Annotated in this window: 17 protein-coding genes and 5 pseudogenes; 14 read left to right on the forward strand and 8 right to left on the reverse strand. The window is 59.4% G+C overall.

The window, feature by feature from the left end:
• Positions 1 to 362 precede the first annotated feature (362 nt).
• From QK293_RS25175 to QK293_RS25185, 3 genes are all read left to right on the forward strand, one after another.
• Positions 363 to 1,730, forward strand: a complete 1,368-nt coding sequence (locus QK293_RS25175; RefSeq protein WP_282382430.1) for a cache domain-containing protein — start codon at positions 363 to 365, stop codon at positions 1,728 to 1,730.
• A gap of 32 nt (positions 1,731 to 1,762) precedes the next feature.
• The gene (locus QK293_RS25180; RefSeq protein ID WP_282382431.1) at positions 1,763 to 2,395 is read left to right on the forward strand and encodes a response regulator transcription factor; all 633 of its coding nucleotides are present in this window, start codon (positions 1,763 to 1,765) and stop codon (positions 2,393 to 2,395) included.
• Positions 2,396 to 2,481: 86 nt separating this feature from the next.
• Positions 2,482 to 3,303 (forward strand): DeoR/GlpR family DNA-binding transcription regulator, encoded by an 822-nt coding sequence (locus tag QK293_RS25185; protein WP_282382432.1) that lies wholly within the window; start codon positions 2,482 to 2,484, stop codon positions 3,301 to 3,303.
• Between the two features lie 52 nt (positions 3,304 to 3,355).
• Here QK293_RS25185 and otnI read toward each other — a convergent pair whose 3' ends face one another.
• The 5 genes and pseudogenes from otnI to ltnD form a co-directional block, all read right to left on the reverse strand.
• Positions 3,356 to 4,138 carry a 2-oxo-tetronate isomerase gene (gene otnI / locus QK293_RS25190; RefSeq protein WP_282382433.1) on the reverse strand — a complete coding sequence of 261 codons (783 nt, stop codon included), beginning with the start codon at positions 4,136 to 4,138 and terminating at the stop codon, positions 3,356 to 3,358.
• 39 nt (positions 4,139 to 4,177) lie between these two features.
• Positions 4,178 to 5,458 (reverse strand): annotated as a pseudogene (locus QK293_RS25195) (SLC13 family permease); the annotation flags it as partial.
• 189 nt (positions 5,459 to 5,647) lie between these two features.
• A complete protein-coding gene (locus QK293_RS25200) occupies positions 5,648 to 6,286 on the reverse strand; it encodes an aldolase (RefSeq protein ID WP_282382434.1) in 639 nt (212 codons plus the stop codon).
• Positions 6,283 to 7,581: a 3-oxo-tetronate kinase gene (gene otnK / locus QK293_RS25205; RefSeq protein WP_282382436.1), complete on the reverse strand. Its 1,299-nt coding sequence runs from the start codon at positions 7,579 to 7,581 to the stop codon at positions 6,283 to 6,285. Before otnK ends, QK293_RS25200 begins: the two co-directional genes overlap by 4 nt.
• A gap of 27 nt (positions 7,582 to 7,608) precedes the next feature.
• Positions 7,609 to 8,514 carry an L-threonate dehydrogenase gene (gene ltnD, locus QK293_RS25210; protein ID WP_282382437.1) on the reverse strand — a complete coding sequence of 302 codons (906 nt, stop codon included), beginning with the start codon at positions 8,512 to 8,514 and terminating at the stop codon, positions 7,609 to 7,611.
• 208 nt (positions 8,515 to 8,722) lie between these two features.
• On the opposite strand from ltnD, the gene QK293_RS25215 reads away from it, so the two are divergent.
• The 5 genes and pseudogenes from QK293_RS25215 (at position 8,723) to QK293_RS25235 (ending at position 11,203) form a co-directional block, all read left to right on the forward strand.
• Positions 8,723 to 9,049, forward strand: a complete 327-nt coding sequence (locus tag QK293_RS25215; RefSeq protein ID WP_348775356.1) for an amino acid synthesis family protein — start codon at positions 8,723 to 8,725, stop codon at positions 9,047 to 9,049.
• Positions 9,043 to 9,385, forward strand: a pseudogene (locus QK293_RS25220) (flavin reductase family protein); the annotation flags it as partial. The gene QK293_RS25215 and the pseudogene QK293_RS25220, both read left to right, overlap by 7 nt.
• A gap of 32 nt (positions 9,386 to 9,417) precedes the next feature.
• Positions 9,418 to 9,801 (forward strand): carboxymuconolactone decarboxylase family protein, encoded by a 384-nt coding sequence (locus tag QK293_RS25225; RefSeq protein ID WP_282382439.1) that lies wholly within the window; start codon positions 9,418 to 9,420, stop codon positions 9,799 to 9,801.
• 88 nt (positions 9,802 to 9,889) lie between these two features.
• Positions 9,890 to 10,642 (forward strand): GntR family transcriptional regulator, encoded by a 753-nt coding sequence (locus QK293_RS25230; protein WP_282382441.1) that lies wholly within the window; start codon positions 9,890 to 9,892, stop codon positions 10,640 to 10,642.
• Between the two features lie 55 nt (positions 10,643 to 10,697).
• A pseudogene (locus QK293_RS25235) lies at positions 10,698 to 11,203 on the forward strand (NUDIX hydrolase).
• Positions 11,204 to 11,270: 67 nt separating this feature from the next.
• On the opposite strand, the gene QK293_RS25240 reads toward QK293_RS25235, so the two are convergent.
• Both QK293_RS25240 and QK293_RS25245 read right to left on the reverse strand, forming a co-directional pair.
• Positions 11,271 to 11,678: a hypothetical protein gene (locus QK293_RS25240; protein WP_282382443.1), complete on the reverse strand. Its 408-nt coding sequence runs from the start codon at positions 11,676 to 11,678 to the stop codon at positions 11,271 to 11,273.
• A gap of 75 nt (positions 11,679 to 11,753) precedes the next feature.
• Positions 11,754 to 11,999: pseudogene (locus QK293_RS25245) on the reverse strand (short-chain dehydrogenase); the annotation flags it as partial.
• A gap of 178 nt (positions 12,000 to 12,177) precedes the next feature.
• On the opposite strand from QK293_RS25245, the gene QK293_RS25250 reads away from it, so the two are divergent.
• From QK293_RS25250 to QK293_RS25270, 5 genes and pseudogenes are all read left to right on the forward strand, one after another.
• Entirely contained in the window at positions 12,178 to 12,372 is a 195-nt protein-coding gene (locus QK293_RS25250; protein WP_282382445.1) for a hypothetical protein, read from the forward strand.
• Positions 12,369 to 12,649 (forward strand): annotated as a pseudogene (locus tag QK293_RS25255) (phosphotyrosine protein phosphatase). Before QK293_RS25250 ends, QK293_RS25255 begins: the two are co-directional and overlap by 4 nt.
• A gap of 55 nt (positions 12,650 to 12,704) precedes the next feature.
• Positions 12,705 to 12,866, forward strand: coding sequence for a DUF2986 domain-containing protein (locus QK293_RS25260; RefSeq protein WP_282382450.1), 162 nt, complete (start codon positions 12,705 to 12,707; stop codon positions 12,864 to 12,866).
• Between the two features lie 443 nt (positions 12,867 to 13,309).
• Complete coding sequence (locus QK293_RS25265) at positions 13,310 to 14,797, forward strand: M15 family metallopeptidase (RefSeq protein WP_282382516.1); 1,488 nt, start codon at positions 13,310 to 13,312, stop codon at positions 14,795 to 14,797.
• Between the two features lie 318 nt (positions 14,798 to 15,115).
• Positions 15,116 to 15,859, forward strand: a complete 744-nt coding sequence (locus QK293_RS25270; RefSeq protein ID WP_282382453.1) for a hypothetical protein — start codon at positions 15,116 to 15,118, stop codon at positions 15,857 to 15,859.
• A gap of 42 nt (positions 15,860 to 15,901) precedes the next feature.
• Here QK293_RS25270 and QK293_RS25275 read toward each other — a convergent pair whose 3' ends face one another.
• Complete coding sequence (locus QK293_RS25275) at positions 15,902 to 16,705, reverse strand: hypothetical protein (protein WP_282382518.1); 804 nt, start codon at positions 16,703 to 16,705, stop codon at positions 15,902 to 15,904.
• Positions 16,706 to 16,906: 201 nt separating this feature from the next.
• On the opposite strand from QK293_RS25275, the gene QK293_RS25280 reads away from it, so the two are divergent.
• Positions 16,907 to 17,578: a GntR family transcriptional regulator gene (locus QK293_RS25280; RefSeq protein WP_282382455.1), complete on the forward strand. Its 672-nt coding sequence runs from the start codon at positions 16,907 to 16,909 to the stop codon at positions 17,576 to 17,578.
• Positions 17,579 to 17,645: the final 67 nt, after the last annotated feature.

The following is a 17,645-nucleotide window of genomic DNA, read 5'->3' on the forward strand; positions in this document are numbered from 1 at the left end:
GCGACTACGATCCAGAGGGCGTTGATCGCTTCGCCGCGGCGCAGGGCCACGACACTCAGCGCAAACGCTCCCAGGACAGCCACGGCAAACCAGGCGAGGTGTTTAGCCAGACGGGGCATAGCGAGTCTCCTGCCGACAGCCAGTGGGCTGCGGCGGTAATTTTTATAATTGTGTCCGCTGTGCGGAGCTGGCCCAATATCCCCGCATGCCGTCTACAAATAAATCCGCGTTACTACGTACGCCGTGTCTACGTAGTTCTACGTAGACGGTTGGTCATCCCGTCCAGCACCGCTACTGGACGCGCGTATCTTTGGCATATGATGCCGGGCCTTCGCCTTCCCTCGGTCCGGACAGGAGCAGAGATGCAGCTCAAACATAAAATCGTCGCGCTCGGGATTCTGCCGCTGGTGTTGGCCATCGCCGTCATCTGCGCGCTGGTGATTTCGATGAACCGTCAACTGGGTGAACAACAGGCGCAACTGATCGAAGACAGCATTCTGGCGAGCAAGCGCGCAGAACTTAAGAACTATGTCGAAATGGCGCAAAGCTTGATCGAGCCGCTGTACGACGACGGCCACGGTGACGAACACGCACAGCAACAAGTCCTGGAAGAACTGCGCAAGCTCAGCTTTGGCATCAATGGCTACTTCTTCGTCTACGACCACGAAGGTCGCAGCCTGATGCACGCGCGCCAGTCGGAGTTGGTGGGCAAATACCTGTGGGACATGAAGGACCCTCACGGTTTGCCAGTGATCCAGGCGTTGCTCAAAAGTGCGCAATCCGGCGAAGGCTTTCAACGCTACGCCTGGAACAAACCCTCTTCCGGCCAAGTGACCGACAAGCTCGCCTATGTGGTGATGCTGGATCGTTGGGGCTGGATGCTCGGCACCGGCATTTACCTCGAAGACGTTGAGCGCGCGACCCAACAGGCGCGTGACGAAGTGGCCCAGGGCATTCGTAAAACCATGCTGGCAATTGCCGCGGTGGCCCTCGTGGCGGTGTTGTTTGTCTTCGCCAGCGGCATGACGCTCAACGTCAGCGAGCATCGTCTGGCCGACAAAAAGCTTCAGCGCCTGACTCAGCGTATCGTCAGCTTGCAGGAGGAAGAGCGATCCCGGGTTTCCCGTGAACTGCACGACGGCATCAGCCAGCTGCTTGTCTCCATCAAATTTCAGTTCGAACTGGCCAGCCATCTGCTCGAGAACGGGCAAGCACAGGACAAGGGTTTGAGCACGCTGAGGGACGCCACGGAACGCCTGGGGGAAGCGATTGGTGAGGTTCGCAGCCTCTCTCACGACCTGCGCTCGTCGCTGCTCGACACCCTGGGCCTGCCGGCGGCGATCGGTCAACTCGCCGCTGAATTCGAGCAACGCAGCGGCTTGGTGGTGACCTACAACGACAACGAATTCGACTGTCATTGGGTCGATGGGGCAGCGGTCGCGCTGTTCCGCATCGTGCAAGAAGGTCTGACTAATATCGAACGACACGCCCAGGCTAAAAACGTCTCCATTACCCTGCACGGGTCTGAGGAGTCCGTACGGTTGACGGTGGTCGATGACGGTATCGGTTTCAACGTCGCTCAGGTCGAACGTCGTCATGCGGGCATTGGCCTGCGTAATATCCGTGAGCGTGTCGAGCATTTTGGTGGACGATTCGACCTGATCTCGATGCCGGGAAGAAGTGAGCTGGACGTTCTGCTACCGATGAAAGTGCCCGGCGCAAAACGCTGACGCGCCCCACAACAACTAGAGTGAATGCCGCGATGAGCCTGCCCTACCCGATCCGCGTCGCCCTGGTCGACGATCACGCCCTAGTCCGCGACGGCATCAAAGCGCTGCTGGCGGTCATGGCCCCCCTGGAAGTGGTGGGCGAAGCCGAGAGTGGCGCGCAGGCCATTGAAATGGTCGGGCGCTGCCAGCCGGACCTGTTGCTGGTCGACATTAGCCTGCGGGACATGAACGGGCTTGAGCTGACCAGGGTGTTACGCAGCCAGTACCCGTCGCTCAAGGTGCTGGTGCTCAGCATGTACGACAACAATGAATACGTGAGCGAGTCCGTTCGCGCCGGTGCCAGCGGCTATGTACTGAAAAACTCACCGTCGCGGGAAATCATTGCGGCGATCGAAGCGATCGCCAGTGGCGGGACGTTCTACAGCGCCGAGATCGCCCAGCGGCTCATCGCCGATAAAGGTACCGACAACGAGCTGACACCGCGCGAAAGCCAGGTGTTGTACAAGATGGCTCAGGGGCTGAACAACAAGGAGATGGCCCGCGAACTGGACATCAGCGTTCGGACGGTAGAAACCCATCGCCTGAGCATCCGTCGCAAACTCAACATCGACAAACCGGCGGCCCTGGTCAAATACGCGATTGATCACGGGATCATCTCTCGGTAGCAGGCACTCCTCGTTCCTTTACCGTAGATTCGCTACTATGTTTGCCCGCGTTCCTTGTCTGCGGATTTCTTCATGCTGGAGCTCGAATGCCTAGTCAAAAGGACATCGCCGCCGAAAGCGGCGCACCGATGATTCCTGAACAGCGCCGTGAATTGATGTTGCGGCAGTTGCGCAAACGTCAGGTGCTGAGCGTTCATCAATTGATGGACATGTTCGACTGTTCGCACATGACCATACGCCGCGATATCGCGTTGCTTGAACAGGAAGGACGTGCTTACTCGGTAACAGGTGGGGTGCGAATCGCCAGCCAGCTTCACAGTGAGCCCAGCCATCAGTTCAAGGCGGTGGTCGAGTTGCCGCAGAAGCAGGCCATGGCCAAGCTCGCCGCCCGGCTACTGCATGCCAATATGACGATTTACCTGGATGCGGGAACCAGCACGCTGGAAATCGTCCCCTACATTAAGGCGCTGTCCGGCATGACCGTCGTGACCAATGATTTCGGCATTGTCCAGGCACTGATCGAAGCCCCCCAAGTCACGGTGATTCATACCGGCGGGCAGCTGGATCACTCCAATCAATCGTGCGTGGGCAGTCTGGCGGTTGCCACCTTGCGTCAGGTCGTCACCGATATCGCCTTCATATCGACCAGCTCCTGGGATTTGCGTCGCGGCCTCACCACGCCGTCGGCGCTTAAGGTGGAGGTCAAGCAAGTCGCGATGCAATCGGCCTCGCAAGTAGTGCTGGTGGCCAGCAGTTCGAAGTACGGCACGTTCAGCATGTACAGGATCGCCGGGCTCGAACAGTTCGACATCATCCTCAGCGACGACGCGTTGACCCCTGCGGCGGCCGACAGCATCCGCAAGCAGGGGGTCGAGCTGTTGCTGCCGTCTGACAATCCCCCGGCGTGAAACAACGGGCTCCTGCATCCAGCAGAGCCCGTCGCTCCCTCTTCTGTAGCGCTTAGCGCGCCTTCCAGTCACGCAACCACTGCAAGCCGGCCGAGGTGTTGCCACGCGGTCGGTATTCGCACCCTACCCAACCGTCATAACCCAACTGGTCGATCAGTTCGAACAGATAGGGATAGTTGACTTCTCCCTGGTCCGGCTCATGTCGGTCCGGCACGCCGGCGATCTGGATGTGGCCGATACCGTCGAAGTCCCGACGCAGTTTAGTGGCCAGGTCGCCCTCGACGATTTGGCAGTGGTAGCAGTCGAACTGAACCTTCAGGTTACTGGCGCCCACTTCCTTGCAGATGGCCTGGGCCTGATCCTGCCGGTTGAGGAAAAAGCCCGGCATGTCCCGCGTATTGATCGGCTCAAGCAATACCGTGACACCTGCCTTGGCCGCCTGGGCGGTGGCGTAGGCGAGGTTGTCCAGATAAATGGCGTGATGCCGTGCCCGATCACTTTCGGAGGGCAGCAGGCCGGCCATGACATGGATCCGTGAGTTGCCCAGTACGCCGGCGTATTCCAGGGCGCGATCAAAACCGCTACGAAATTCACGCTCCCGACCCGGCAACGACACCGTGCCCCGCTCGCCCGCCGTCCAATTACCGGGCGGCGCGTTGAACAGCGCCTGCACCAGGCCGTTGTCGCTCAAGCGTTGTTTGAGTGCTTCAGCGCTGTAGTCGTAGGGAAACAGATACTCCACCGCTTCGAAACCATCAGCAGCCGCGGCGGCAAAGCGATCCAGAAACGCATGTTCCGGGTAGAGCATGCTGAGGTTGGCAGCAAAACGAGGCATGGTAGCTCCTGAGATAAAGAGTTAGACAAAGGGCCAGATCAGCAGGGCCATATGGTTCGGGGGGAGATTAAGGGTCGCAATCAGCGGGCTGATGATGCCGGCAGTGGTCACCAGCGCCACCGTGGTCGAGCCCTGCACCGCGCGCAACAGCAGGGTCAGGAGAAAGCCCAGCGCCAGCACCGGCAGACCGGTGGTGCGCAGCATATCGGAGACCACGGCACCGATTCCGGTATCCACCAGCACCTTGCCAAACACCCCGCCGGCACCGGCAATCAAGATCACCATGGCCACACCGGGCAAGGCCGAACCAATCACGTCCGACACCTGAGTGCGACTCCAGCCCCGACGCGAACCCAGCAACCACGCACACAGCAAGGTGTCGATCAGCAGTGCCACCAGCGGCGCGCCGAGCACGGTCATGATGCCGCGCAGGATCGATTCGGCAGGCAGCAACGAGGTGGACAGAGTCCCCAGCAGAATCAGAATGATGGGTAGCAGGATCAGGCTGACGATCAGGCCAAACCCCGGTGCGGGTGCCGGCGGCAACTTGGAAACGATGCTGCTGGCGGACTCTTCCAGGCCCATGTGCGACACGGCCACAGCCGCTCGCTCACTGCGCTTGTCGTTGCCATTGGACCAGGCGGCCAGATCATCGTTGGTGACATGCGGGCCATAGACCTCGGCACGAATATCGTCGGTCATCGGGTACACCCGACGGGTCATGCGTGCGGCCACGCGGTAGCCGACATAGCAAAGGAACGCAGTGATGGGCAGACCGAACATCAGCACGCGGCCCAGGTCCGCGCCCAATTGACTGGCCGCGGCCACTGCGCCCGGGTGCGGCGGCAGAAAAGCGTGTACGGTCAACAAGGCAGCGCACATCGGCAGCGCAAACACCAACAACGGCTTACGCGCACTGCGCGCAATACCATAGGCCAGCGGCATCAGGATGATCACGCCGACCTCGAAGAACACCGGCACCCCCACCATGAAGCCGGCAATCGTCAACGCCAGCGGCGTACGTCGGTTGCCGAAACGAGTAATCAGCGACTTGGCCAGCGCCTCGGCACCGCCTGAGAGCTCGATGATCCGCCCGATCATCGCGCCCAGGGCAATGATGATCGCAATATGACCCAGGGTCTTGCCCATGCCACCTTCGATGGTGGCGACCAGATCGGCCGGCTTCACCCCGGCCACCAGCGCCACCAGAATGCTCACCAGCATCAAGGCCACGAATGGCTGAAACTTGTACTTGAGCACCAGGAACAACAACAGAGCGATCCCGAGCCCCGCGGTAACCGGCAGGATTAACGGGCTCATTTCCCACACCCTCCACGCCGGGTGAACGATAGGGTTGCGCCACTGGATCTGAACATGCCGCAATGAAGATGAGTCATGCTTGGTTTAACTCTTGTTATTGTATTTTTTGGCAAGCCTCGGCCATCGAGAGTCGCTGCGCGTCTCCCGGTCAGGGCCTGCGTTATCGGTCTGTCGTGTTAAGCCAACGCCTCACCAGTGCGCACCAAAAGTCTCTCGCAGCTCGTCCAGCGCTGCCTGATCGAGCGGTTCAGGCTTGGGATTGCTCATCAGCCAGAGCCGCGCGGTTTCCTCGAGTTCCTCCAGGGCGTAGCTGGCCCTGGATACCGAACTCTCCCAGACCACCGGGCCAAGTCGTTCAAGCATCACGCCACGAACGTTGTTGGCCAGCCGGGCAACCTGTTCGGCAACCGTCGGCGAGCCGGGTCGCTGGTAGCTAATCAACGGGATATGCCCGACTTTCATGACCTGATATGGCGTCAGCGGCGGCAGAATGTCGTCCGCCTGCCAGACACCTGCCAGCGTCAACGCCACCAGATGGGTGGAGTGGGTATGCACCACGCCGCCGACATTCGGGTTGCGGTCGTAGACCTGGCGATGCAGCGCCAGGGTCTTTGAAGGCTTGTCACCGGACACCCATTCGCCGGCGAGGTTGACCTTGGCGATGGTCGCCGGATCGAGGCGTCCGAGGCAGACATCAGTCGGTGTGATCAACCAGCCGTCGTCCAGGCGCGCGCTGATATTGCCGGCGCTGCCGACGGTGTAACCGCGCTGGTAAAGGCTGCGGCCGACCTCACAGATTTCTTCGCGCAGGGCGTTTTCGTTACTCATTGCGCACCTCCGGCCTGGGCGAGTTGGTTCAAGGCTTTGCTGAAGAAGTCGCGACCACCGAAGTTGCCCGATTTGAGTGCCAGCGCCAAAGGTTCGTCAGTAGTGCTGACGGTCGCCGGCACACCCGGATCGATCTGCGCGCCGATCTGCAGCAGCTGTACGCCCAACGCCTGAACAACAGCGCCCGAGGTTTCTCCGCCAGCGATCACGAAACGGCGCACACCGCTCTGGCGCAGACCTTGTGCAATGTCGCCAAAGGCTTTTTCCACCAGACTTCCAGCCTGCTCGACACCCAGTTGCTGTTGCACCGACTTGACCTCATCCGGTGAGCTGGTGGCGTAGATCAATACGGTTCTTTCGTTATCACGGGCGAAGGTCAAGGCTTGCGCCACCACCGGTTCACCCGCAGCCAAGGCCAACGGATCAATCCGCAGGGCCGGTCGGCCGGCTTCGAGCCAGGCAGCCACTTGCCCATTGGTGGCGATCGAAGCACTGCCGGCCAATACCACTTCCCCACCGAACACCGCCGGGAGTTTCGACGCGTCGAGGTCGCGCAGCTTGCCGGCACGACGGAAATTTTCCGGCAAGCCCAAGGCCAGGCCCGAACCACCGGTCAACAACGGCAGATCGGCACAGGCGGTACCGAGGGTGTGCAGATCGCTGTCCGACAAGGCATCAGCGATGGCCATGCCGACACCTTGAGCCCGCAACTCGGCGATTCGCGCACGCACCTGATCAGTGCCGCCGGCAATGGTGTCGTAGCGCAACAGGCCGACATTCAGGCGGGTCTGCGATTGCAGGACCCGAACCAGATTGGCATCGGTCATCGGCGTCAGCGGGTGATGCTGCATGCCCGACTCGCTGAGCAGCTGATCCTGCACAAACAAGTGGCCGCGATAGTTCGCCCGGCCATTCTCCGGGAACGCCGGGCAGGCCAGAGTGAAGTCGCTCCCCAGTGCGGCCAGCAGCGCTTCGCTGACCTGGCCGATATTGCCGGCCGCAGTGGAGTCGAACGTCGAGCAATATTTGAAGAAGATCTGCTCGCAACCTTGGTCACGCAGCCAGGCCAGCGCTGCGAGGGACTGCTCGACCGCTTCGGCCACCGGCGTGGTACGCGATTTCAGAGCAATGACGATCGCATCGGCGTCAAGCCCGGCGGCAACTTCCGAGCTCGGGATACCGATGCTTTGCACGGTGCGCATACCGCCGCGCACCAGCATGTTGGCAAGGTCCGTGGCACCGGTGAAATCGTCGGCGATGCAGCCCAACAGCGGGCGTGCGGTGGAGGTAGTCATGGGGTGTTCCTCAAACGGGCTCGGGCTTCAAACGGACTGGGGCTTGGCAGTCGGCAATTCGATGCCCGGAAAAATCTTGATCACTGCCGAGTCGTCCTCACGGCCGAAGCCGGCACTGGACGCCTGCATGAACATCTGGTGAGCGGTGGCCGACAGCGGCAGCGGGAATTTGCTGGCCCGGGCGGTATCCAGCACCAGGCCCAGGTCCTTGACGAAAATATCCACCGCGGACAACGGTGTGTAGTCAGCCTTGAGAATGTGCGGTACGCGGTTTTCGAACATCCAGGAGTTACCGGCGCTGTGGGTAATCACCTCATACAAAGCATCGGCATCGACCCCTTCACGCAGGCCCAGCGCCACGGCTTCGGCAGAAGCAGCGATGTGTACCCCGGCGAGCAACTGATTGATGATTTTGACCTTCGAACCCAGGCCATGGACGTCACCCAGGCGATAAACCTTGCCGGCCATGCCCGCAAGGATCGCTTCGGCCATGGCATAAGCGTCAGCCGGGCCCGACGTCATCATGGTCATCTCGCCGGCGGCAGCCTTGGCCGCGCCACCGGAGATCGGTGCGTCCAGATACAGCAGGCCTTGCTCGGCCAGACGCTGACCCAGGTCCACGGCGTAGGTCGGGGCCACGGTGGCGCAGCCGATCAGCAGACTGCCAGGACGCAAAGCGGCAACGGCACCACCCTCGCCAAACAATACGGTCTGCGTCTGCTCGGCATTCACCACGACCGTAATGATCACATCGCACTCGGCGGCCATGTGCGCGGGCGAAGCGCATGCCACGCCGCCCTCGCTGGCAAACTGTCCCGCCACCGCCGCTCGCACATCGCAGGCATACACATTGAAGCCGCTACGCAACAGCGAGCGGGCAATGCCCAGGCCCATCGCGCCCAGACCGACTACACCGACATTCTTGTTATTCATGGGTACTCCAGAGGAAAGCAGCGGCTTTTTTCAACGCCAGCAAGGCGCGTGCAGGTTGAGCAGATAATCCTCCAATGATCATAAAATGTGAAGTTTTTATATTAATATCATTTTTTAACATCGCTCTTGAACGGCCGCTCGGATGTATAGACGGTATTATGGTATACCATCAGACGCACAGACACTCTTACCCCACACAGAGCAGCTCATGAGTTTCGAAATCCGCAAGATCGTCAGCTACGTCGAAGAAACCTTTATCGAAGGCGGCAAGGCCACCAATACGCCCGTCACCATGGGCGGTCTGGCCGTCGTGATGAAACACCCTTGGCTGGGCCGCGGCTTTGTCGAAGACCTGAAACCGGAAATTCGCGCCAACTGCTCCGACCTCGGCGCACTGATGGTCGAGCGTCTGGTGGGCATCATCGGCGGCGCCGAGAAGATCGAGGCTTATGGCAAGGCCGCTGTAGTGGGCGCCGACGGCGAAATCGAACACGCTGTACAAGCGGCGCAGACGGCTTTCGACAGCGCGGTCTGACCGCCAGCGCCTTCAGTGCGCTGTCGATCGATCCGGCACTGGTGCTGTTCTGCCCCAACTATGCCTCTGACACTTACCCGATCCTGCGCGACAGCAAGCAGTTTGCGATTCACTTGCCACAACGCCAAGAATATCGAATGGCACCTCAGCGCACTGGGCAACCCGCTGCTGGGCAAAGCCACGGCGATCATCGAGTGCGAACTGTGGCGCGAGTAAGACGGCGGTGACCACGCGATTATCGTCGGCGCGGTGAAGAATCTGATTCTGTCCGACCCGCCGGTGACGCCGATGATCTATCACAAAGGCAAGCTGGGCCCCCTGCCCGCCCTGGCCTGACAGGATTATTCAAAACCTGTGGGAGCATAGTGATGAGCACTGAGAAGTACGAAAAAGGCCTGAAAATCCGCACTCAAGTGCTGGGCGTAGCCTACGTGAAACGCGCCATCGAAAACGCCGACGACTTCACTCGGCCGCTTCAGGAAATGGTCACGGAGTACTGCTGGGGCCATGTCTGGGGCCGTGAGGGTTTGTCGCTTAAAGAGCGCAGCATGATAAAGTTGGCCATGATTTCGGCCCTCAATCGGCCTCACGAACTCAAGCTGCATGTGCGCGGCGCCTTGCGTAACGGACTGACTCGTGAACAAATACGCGAAATTCTGCTTCAGGTCGGTATTTATTGCGGTGTCCCCGCTGCCGTAGACAGTTTCCGGCTCGCCCGTGAAGCGTTCGCCGAGGCCGAGGCCTCCAGTTAACCCTTGGCTGTTTGATCTGACCGAGCACGGAGATTCTTGCGATCGAAGTGCTCTTTTTGCATGGACAGCCACACTCAGAGCGGACCCCATGAAACGCCTGCCACTCGACGACAGCTTCAAGGTCAATCGCAACCCCGTTACCCTGCGCGAAATCGTACTGGATAAACTGCGAAGCGCCATCATGAACTTCCAGCTTCTGCCGGGAGACCGTCTGGTCGAGCGCGATCTGTGCGATCGCCTGGGCGTCAGTCGCACGTCCGTACGCGAAGCGTTGCGTCACCTGGAATCCGAAGGCCTGGTGGAATTCGCCGACGCCAAGGGCCCACGGGTTGCGATCATTACCCTGTCCGATGCCGGCGACATCTATGAGCTGCGTTGCGTGCTCGAAGGCCTGATCGTCCAGCTGTTCACCCTGCGCGCCAAGGCCAAGGACATCAAGGCCCTGGAAAAAGCCCTCGAGGAAAACCGCAAGGCCCTCAAGGACGGCGAGTTGCAACAGGTCATCGATTCGGTTCAGGGTTTCTACGATGTACTGCTCGAAGGCTCCGGCAACCATGTCGCGGCCACTCAGCTGCGTCAGCTGCAGGCACGAATCAGCTATCTGCGGGCGACGTCGGTGTCCCAGGAAAACCGTCGCGGCGCGAGCAATCAGGAAATGGAACGCATGGTCGAAGCGATCAAGAGTGGCGATCCCCTTGCCGCCCACCAGGCTTGCGTCGACCACGTGCGCGCCGCCGCGACAGTCGCTCTGGACTATCTCAAGCGCAAACAGGAAGAGACCGGAAAAATCCCCGACATCACCCTGCCGATCACGCTTAAAGAACCACGCATAGGTCGCTAAACATGTTCAGTCGAGCTTTTGTCCGAAGTGCGGTGGTAATGACCTCAGGCTTCAGCTGCCGCCGGGCGATACGCACGAGCGCCTGATGTGCTGCGGTTGCGGCTACATCCATTACATCAATCCAAAAATCATCGCCGGCTGCATCATCGAGCAGGACGGCAAGTAGTTGCTGTGTCAGCGCGCGATCCCGCCGCGTCCTGGCACCTGGACGCTGCCGGCCGACTTCATGTAAGGCGGCGAGACCACCGAGCAGGCGGCGCTGCGAGAAGTCTGGGAAGCGGCGTGCGCGCGGATATTCTCTCGCCGTACTCGATCTTCAGCGTGCCGAAGATCAGCGAGGTGTACATCATCTTCCGCGCCATCGCGTTGGAGATCACCGGCCAGTGCGGGCCGGAAATCCTCGACTACAAATTCTTCGCACCCGAGGACATCCCTTGGGACAGCATCTACTACCCGGCGATCCGGCAGATCCTCGAACGCTATATCGAGGAACGCCAGGCCGGAGTTTACGGCATCTACATCGGCAACGACGATACCGGCAAGATTCACTTCATTCGCTAGCTGGCTTGTTGGTGATGGTGGCTCTTTTTTTGATTGTGTACATATCCGTTGTTGCGGTAACGGCGACTTAGGGTTCCGCCCTTTCGTTCGGTGCCTCGAGGAGGTGGAGCATCAAGCGAGCAGCCAGATCATCTCCAGCGGCTTGCCATTCCACGTCCTTGTCCCGCTTTTTGACCTGCCCGTCCAGAAAGTTGAAGTGCTCATGCAGCGTCGTCAGAATTTTCTTGATGGGCTCAGGAACTGCACTCGTCTCAAGCAGCGCCGGCAGATCGTTGATTGATTTGAAGCCTGGGGTCAGGCTGACGCCAACCTCCAGAAGGGCGGCGACGGTACAAGGTTCCAGGTTCGCCAGGTGTTGAGTGAGCGTCACGCGAGTAACCTTTTTGCAGTAAAGCTCATGACCACGATCATCTTGCGCATGCAGATGGAAGGTGTGTTTTCCCAAGTCGATGGCGGCAATAGCTACTTTGTTCATGGCAACGGTTTCCGATGAGCCCCCTGCGAAAGCTTAGTGGGCGATCGCAGGGAGCGGCGGCGGGAGCCATTTCATTATTGGTGTGAGGATGGCCGCCGGATGAATCGAGTTGCACCGAACGTTGAGACCTTGCTCGGCGCAGTAGAGAGCCCCCGTTTTTGTGTGATTGCGAACTGCGCCGCGAATGGCGTACTTGCAACCGAGCAATACGCCGTCGAGATTGGTTTGATCCACTGCGTGCCAGTCCACCCGACGCGCATGTTCCGGGTCGTGCCGCACGGCGCTTTGCTCAAATCCGGTAATACCTGCGTTGTTCACTAAGGAAACTCTGAAAAAGACTTCCAGATTTGGTGAAATACGCACCTCACATGAACAGAACGTGTCGAGTCCCGATGAAACAGATGTCCTTCGCCGATGCCGAGTATGCCAGCAGGCGTAAGCAGACCCGCCGCGAGCGCTTACCGCGGCTGCTGAACCCGGTACTGACGAGGAGATGACCATGGAAAGAACCCGCGCCTGGAGATGCACACAGGCCCGAAAGCGCGGCAATGACAAAGCGGTTCGTCCGCTGAAATTCAAGCCGGAAAAGGACTGGAAGCTGATGTACACCCGTGCCGACAAGCTTGTCAGGGCACGCCAACTCGGCATGAGCTATCCCATCCGCACCACCCGCCAACTGTTGGATCAAGAGTGACAAACCTCCTGTTTGTCTGCAGTCGTAACCAATGGCGTAGTCCCACGGCGGAAGCGATCTGGACGCACGCAGACCCATGGGCCCAGCGGATATTCGCTGGGCCGATGTCATTTTTGTCATAGAACGCAAACACCTGAATCGTCTGCAGGCCGAGTACGCCCGTCTGCTTGAACACAAGCAGATTCACTCTCTGGATACTCCCGACCACTTTCGCTACATGGATCCTGAGCTGGTGGACATGTTTGAAGACGCAGTGAACCCCTCTCTCACTACCTAGGCTTCGTGCGCAAACCTCTGTCATCATTCAAGAACGCACAAGCCGAGTAGAAAATATGAATCGTCGTAAAAAAATAAAGCAGTTATTAAAGGCTCACGCAAAAAAGGCCAGTGCCAAATTGGCACCGCCAAGTAAGTCTAAATACATTAGTAAAGCTGACCGATTGAAACTAGCTGCTGAACCCAGTCTAGACTCGATCATTACCCCTGAGAGCTGATCTGTGTATCTGAAACACCACCAGAATTTACAAGTCTGTTTGGCCTAGGTATTCCGACGACACGTACCGCGGGACGCGGCCTGACAATGCACTCAACGACGCTCTCTTTAGTTGCTGGACGCTGCGCGATAAAGCCGCGTAGCACCGACTAGCTCTACGTTATCCAATGCCTGCAATGGGTCGAATGCGGCCCTTCGCGACGGGCCGCAATCGCTCAACAGCGGACATACGCTAGTGCGTCGACCAACGTCAGCTCTGCATACATATTCGTCCAAAGTTTCATGGCTCTTTCAAGTCATGCGAAGGGATCCTCAGCCCCACCCTCAAACGGGTGACTGAAACGGGGTTAGGCTCTGCGGGTGCAGCGGGCCGTGCGTTGCTACTGTCACTGACTCAACCCATCGCCTGATCTGGCTTGAGAGCCAGCCTCTTTGGAGCATCGCATGCGCCCTCTCTGCAACATCCTGCCCCTGCCCTCCTCGACACTGTTTCCGCTTCGTTCGCGCAGCCTGCTCGAGCGGCCCTGGCTGCAATTGGCCCTGTGTCTGAGCATTGTCGTGCCCTGCATGGCCGGTGCAGAGACACGATCCAAGAACATGGTTTATTTGCGTACGATTGATCCGGGCATCGAGCAAGACATTCGCTATGCCAGCGCGCACAACTTCACCGGGCACCCACTCGACGGTTACGGCGCCGGGGAGTGTCTGTTGTCGCTGGAGGCTGCCAAGGCCCTCGCTCGGGTACAAAAGGCATTGCAGGCGCAGGGCTATGGTTTGAAGGTGTTTGACTGTTATCGACCCAGCCGTGCCGTTGCCGATATGGGGCGCTTCGCGACGGAGCCCGGTGACCCACGCAAGGCCGAGTTCTATCCGCGCGTGGACAAGCAGGACTTCTGGCGTCTGGGTTACGTGGCGCGGGTGTCGAACCATTCCAAAGGCTCAACCGTGGATTTGACACTGACCGGTCCGGATACGCTGCCCGCCGATGTCTGGACACTTTCAGCCAAGCAAGTCGATTGCACGGCCCCCTATGGCCAGCGTTGGCGCGACGGCGCACTCGATATGGGCACCGGTTTCGATTGCTTCGATGAGCGAGCGCATACCGACAACCGGATGATCAACGCTGCCGCCAGGGACAATCGCCAGACGCTCAGCAGGGCCATGGAGAAAGAAGGGTTTACCGGGTACTCGAAGGAATGGTGGCACTTCACATACAGTAGAGAATCAACGAAGAACATCATGGACTTCCCCATCGTGCCGCTGGGTGCAAGCGACGTTCTCGACATCAGCCATCAGCTGATTGTGGTCACCACCAAAAACTGGACTGACATCCAGGGCACTGCCCAGCGCTATGAACGGCACGGAAACACCTTTCGAAAATACGAAGCACCGTTTTCGGTGGTGGTCGGCAAGAGCGGGCTGGCGTGGGGCAAGGGTCTTGGCAGCGTTGAACAACGCGAAGGTCCGGTCAAACGTGAAGGCGATGGCAAAGCACCTGCCGGGGTATTCAAGCTTGGAACGGCTTTTGGCTACGACGGCACGGCCGACACCCAACTGCCTTACCTTGCGCTGACATCGACCATCGAATGCGTGGATGACAGCCACTCCGCACGCTATAACCAGCTTGTCGATGGCGCGACAATTTCGAAAGATTGGAACAGCTCCGAACGTATGCGTCGCGATGACGACATGTACCGAAAAGGTATTTTCATCGAGCACAATACGCCGGCGTCCCCCGCCTCGGGCTCGTGCATTTTCTTCCACATTTGGCGTGGCCCCACCTCGCCGACGCTGGGTTGCACCGCCATGGATTCAGCGAATATTTCTCGTTTGTTCCATTGGCTGGATCCTCGCCAGTCCCCTCTGCTGGTTCAAATGCCCGAAGCGCAATACGAGAAAATACGCGAAAGTTGGACCCTCCCCGAACGTTGATAGCGTCGACGCCCACCTGCGCGATGGCTGGCAGACGGTCGCCCCGATTGATACAACACCGTTACGCGGGCTGTTACTTCATGGTTTGCACCGGTGCCAATAACCTTCCTGACTGTAACGCCAAGACACTTCGCCGCGCTGCGCGACCCGCCTACCGTAAAGCCGTCAATGTGCGTACAGGGTCGTGACACATCATCGGCACCGCCCGCCTCCCAACGGGAGGCACGGAAGAACGTCACGGGTGCAGCCGATCGCTGGTCGGATTCGAAGCCCGCTGCCCATTGATTGCCCAACACTCAACCAAGGAAGAGGGAAACCATGAGTCAGTCAAACGCAGTAAGCAAACAAAGCCAGCAACTGCACAAAGACGTGCAAGAGGCATTCAAGTCGTTCCAGAACGTCGCCCCAACGGCCCTGAAAACCACTGACTACAGCAAGGTGCTGACGTCGACCCTGGCGGCCACCCAAAAGTCGGTCAAGATCCAGATCGCCACCGGTGATCTGACCCTGCTCAAACAATCAGGCTACAAGCTGTGCTTTGCCAAGAAGGTCGGCAATGAAGCCTACAACGTGGTCTGGCAGTCTTACGTCCAGTACCTGAGCAACAGTACTTTCAGCTGGACGCCCCAGTATCAGTTGTTCGGCGCCAACTCTTTCCAGGCCAACGTGCAGGTAGATGTGTCGACCAATATCGTCAATATCGGGCTGGGCCAACAGTCGATACTCGACAATGCCGGCCTGCTGGGTTCGGCGACAAGTGGTGGCCCCGACACTTCCATCACCCTGGTGAACAACTACGGTGCGATCCACCCCGGCATCAGCCAATTGTCCACGGGCATCGATGGCAAGCAGATCAGCACGGCCATCTACGTGGCCTCGGCACAAGTAGTCACCGGCCAGACCGTACTAACCCCCGTCGAGACCATTCTGGTGTGGTTCGAACAGAACGTGCAGACCAGCACCATGTTCAGCACCTCGCGGTCCCAAGCGGTCGAAGTGGACCTGACCTTCGATAACAGTGCGACCCGCCTCTACTCTGGCGGTAGCTGGACTGTCGTGTAACGCCAGCATCCAGGGGCAACCTTGCGGTTGCCCCTCTGCTCATCAATCGTCACTGTCACCCCGGGCGAAATACCCCGTCAACGACTGACAGATGGACTCGGCCAGATCTTCCTGAGTGGCGATGCCATACGGTCGATTGCGATCAAACTGCTCTGACCAGCGAATGCGACCCTGAGCGACATCAATCAGGCGTACCGAGGCCCGGACACGAGCCGGCTCCACCCGCACGCTGCCTTCCAGCGAATAGCTGCCTCGCCCCGTCCGCCCCTGGGCCAGTGTTTTCACGCTGCTTCGCGGCACCTTCATCAGCACATGACTGGCGCGGGTTTGCGTCTGTTCAAACGACTCGAACAGCCTGCAGCTCAACTCTTCGCACAAGCCCCGGGTAAAGTCGTCGCCGTCGCGGGTGATGCAGGTAAACGGCTGGAGTTGCAGGACAGGATGGCGAATAGCGATGCCTTTGAGTCTGAGTCGCTGGTACGCCAGCCGATAACAACCGGCCGGGATGCTTAGACGCACCGGATCCTGTTGGCCAATCGTGGCGTAATGACTGGCGAGCTTGCGCCGCAATCGGCCTATCTGCACCCGCACTACCGGATCATCGCCGGTGCAGTAGACCGCCGGATCACGGCGAAACACCGCGATGCCGATGGCGTGCTCGGTAAGGGGGATGTCCGAGAACTGAAGGTCGTGCTCGACCATAAAGCGCAGCAAGCTGCTCATCCGCCTGGACTTGGCGAACAGCGGGCTGGCCAATAACAGCGCGAGCACCCGCCCCACCTCTTCCCGAGCGAGAGGCTCGGGAACGATGTCTGCACTTGCATTGCCAATGTGCTTGATCACCACAGCCTGCCTCCTTGCAGGTAACCGCCTGTCGCCCGCCACCTCGATGGCCATGAACGACTCAAGCGCTGCCAGAACGTAGCGTAGCAGTTGCAATGGGATCGGGAAGATATTGCAGTGGCTGGAGATCCTGGTCATCGACGAAGGAACACCCAAGGAAAATTCGTATACCCTATCTGCAAATCATTGCGAACGATCACGACCGTGGCCCTGACTAAACTCAACGCTCCCGACCTTGGCAATTCGCCTTCGACGTCGGAAATCATCACCCGTCATCTGCGTGACGCCATCGTCGCCGGGCATTTCGCCGAGGACGAGCCGATTCGCCAGGACGACATCGCCCGCCAGTTCAACGTCAGCAAGATTCCGGTGCGCGAAGCCCTCAAGCGCCTGGAGGCCGAAGGCCTGGTGATGTTCCAGCGCAATCGCGGGGCGATGGTCACGCGGGTTTCCGATGCGGAACTGGCGCAGATGTTTGAAGTGCGCATGCTGCTCGAAGACAAGGTGCTGCGCCTGGCCATTCCCAACATGACCGAAGACACCTTCGCTCGCGCCGAACGCATCTGCCAGGAGTTCATCGGCGAAGATGACGTGGGGCGCTGGGCCGAGCTCAACTGGGAATTGCACGCCTGCCTCTATGAACCGGCGCAGCGACCGTTTCTGGTCAGCCTGATCCGCTCGGTCAACGACAAGCTGGAGCGCTACCTGCGCATGCAGATGAGCCTTTCGGCCGGCAAGGATCGCGCCGACCACGAACACCGGGAAATCCTTGCGGCCTGTCGCGCCGGTGACGTGGACCTCGCGGTGAAGCTGCTCGACGAGCACATTGCCGGCGTCTGCAAGACCCTGTTCGAACACCTGCCTCACAGCCACTGACCGCTCAAACGTCTGTGCCGATTTCGTCATCGGCACTGGATAAAACCATCAAGCCGGCAAGCCCCCG

This window comes from Pseudomonas sp. AL03 (assembly GCF_029960815.1).
Taxonomy (GTDB): Bacteria; Pseudomonadota; Gammaproteobacteria; order Pseudomonadales; family Pseudomonadaceae; genus Aquipseudomonas.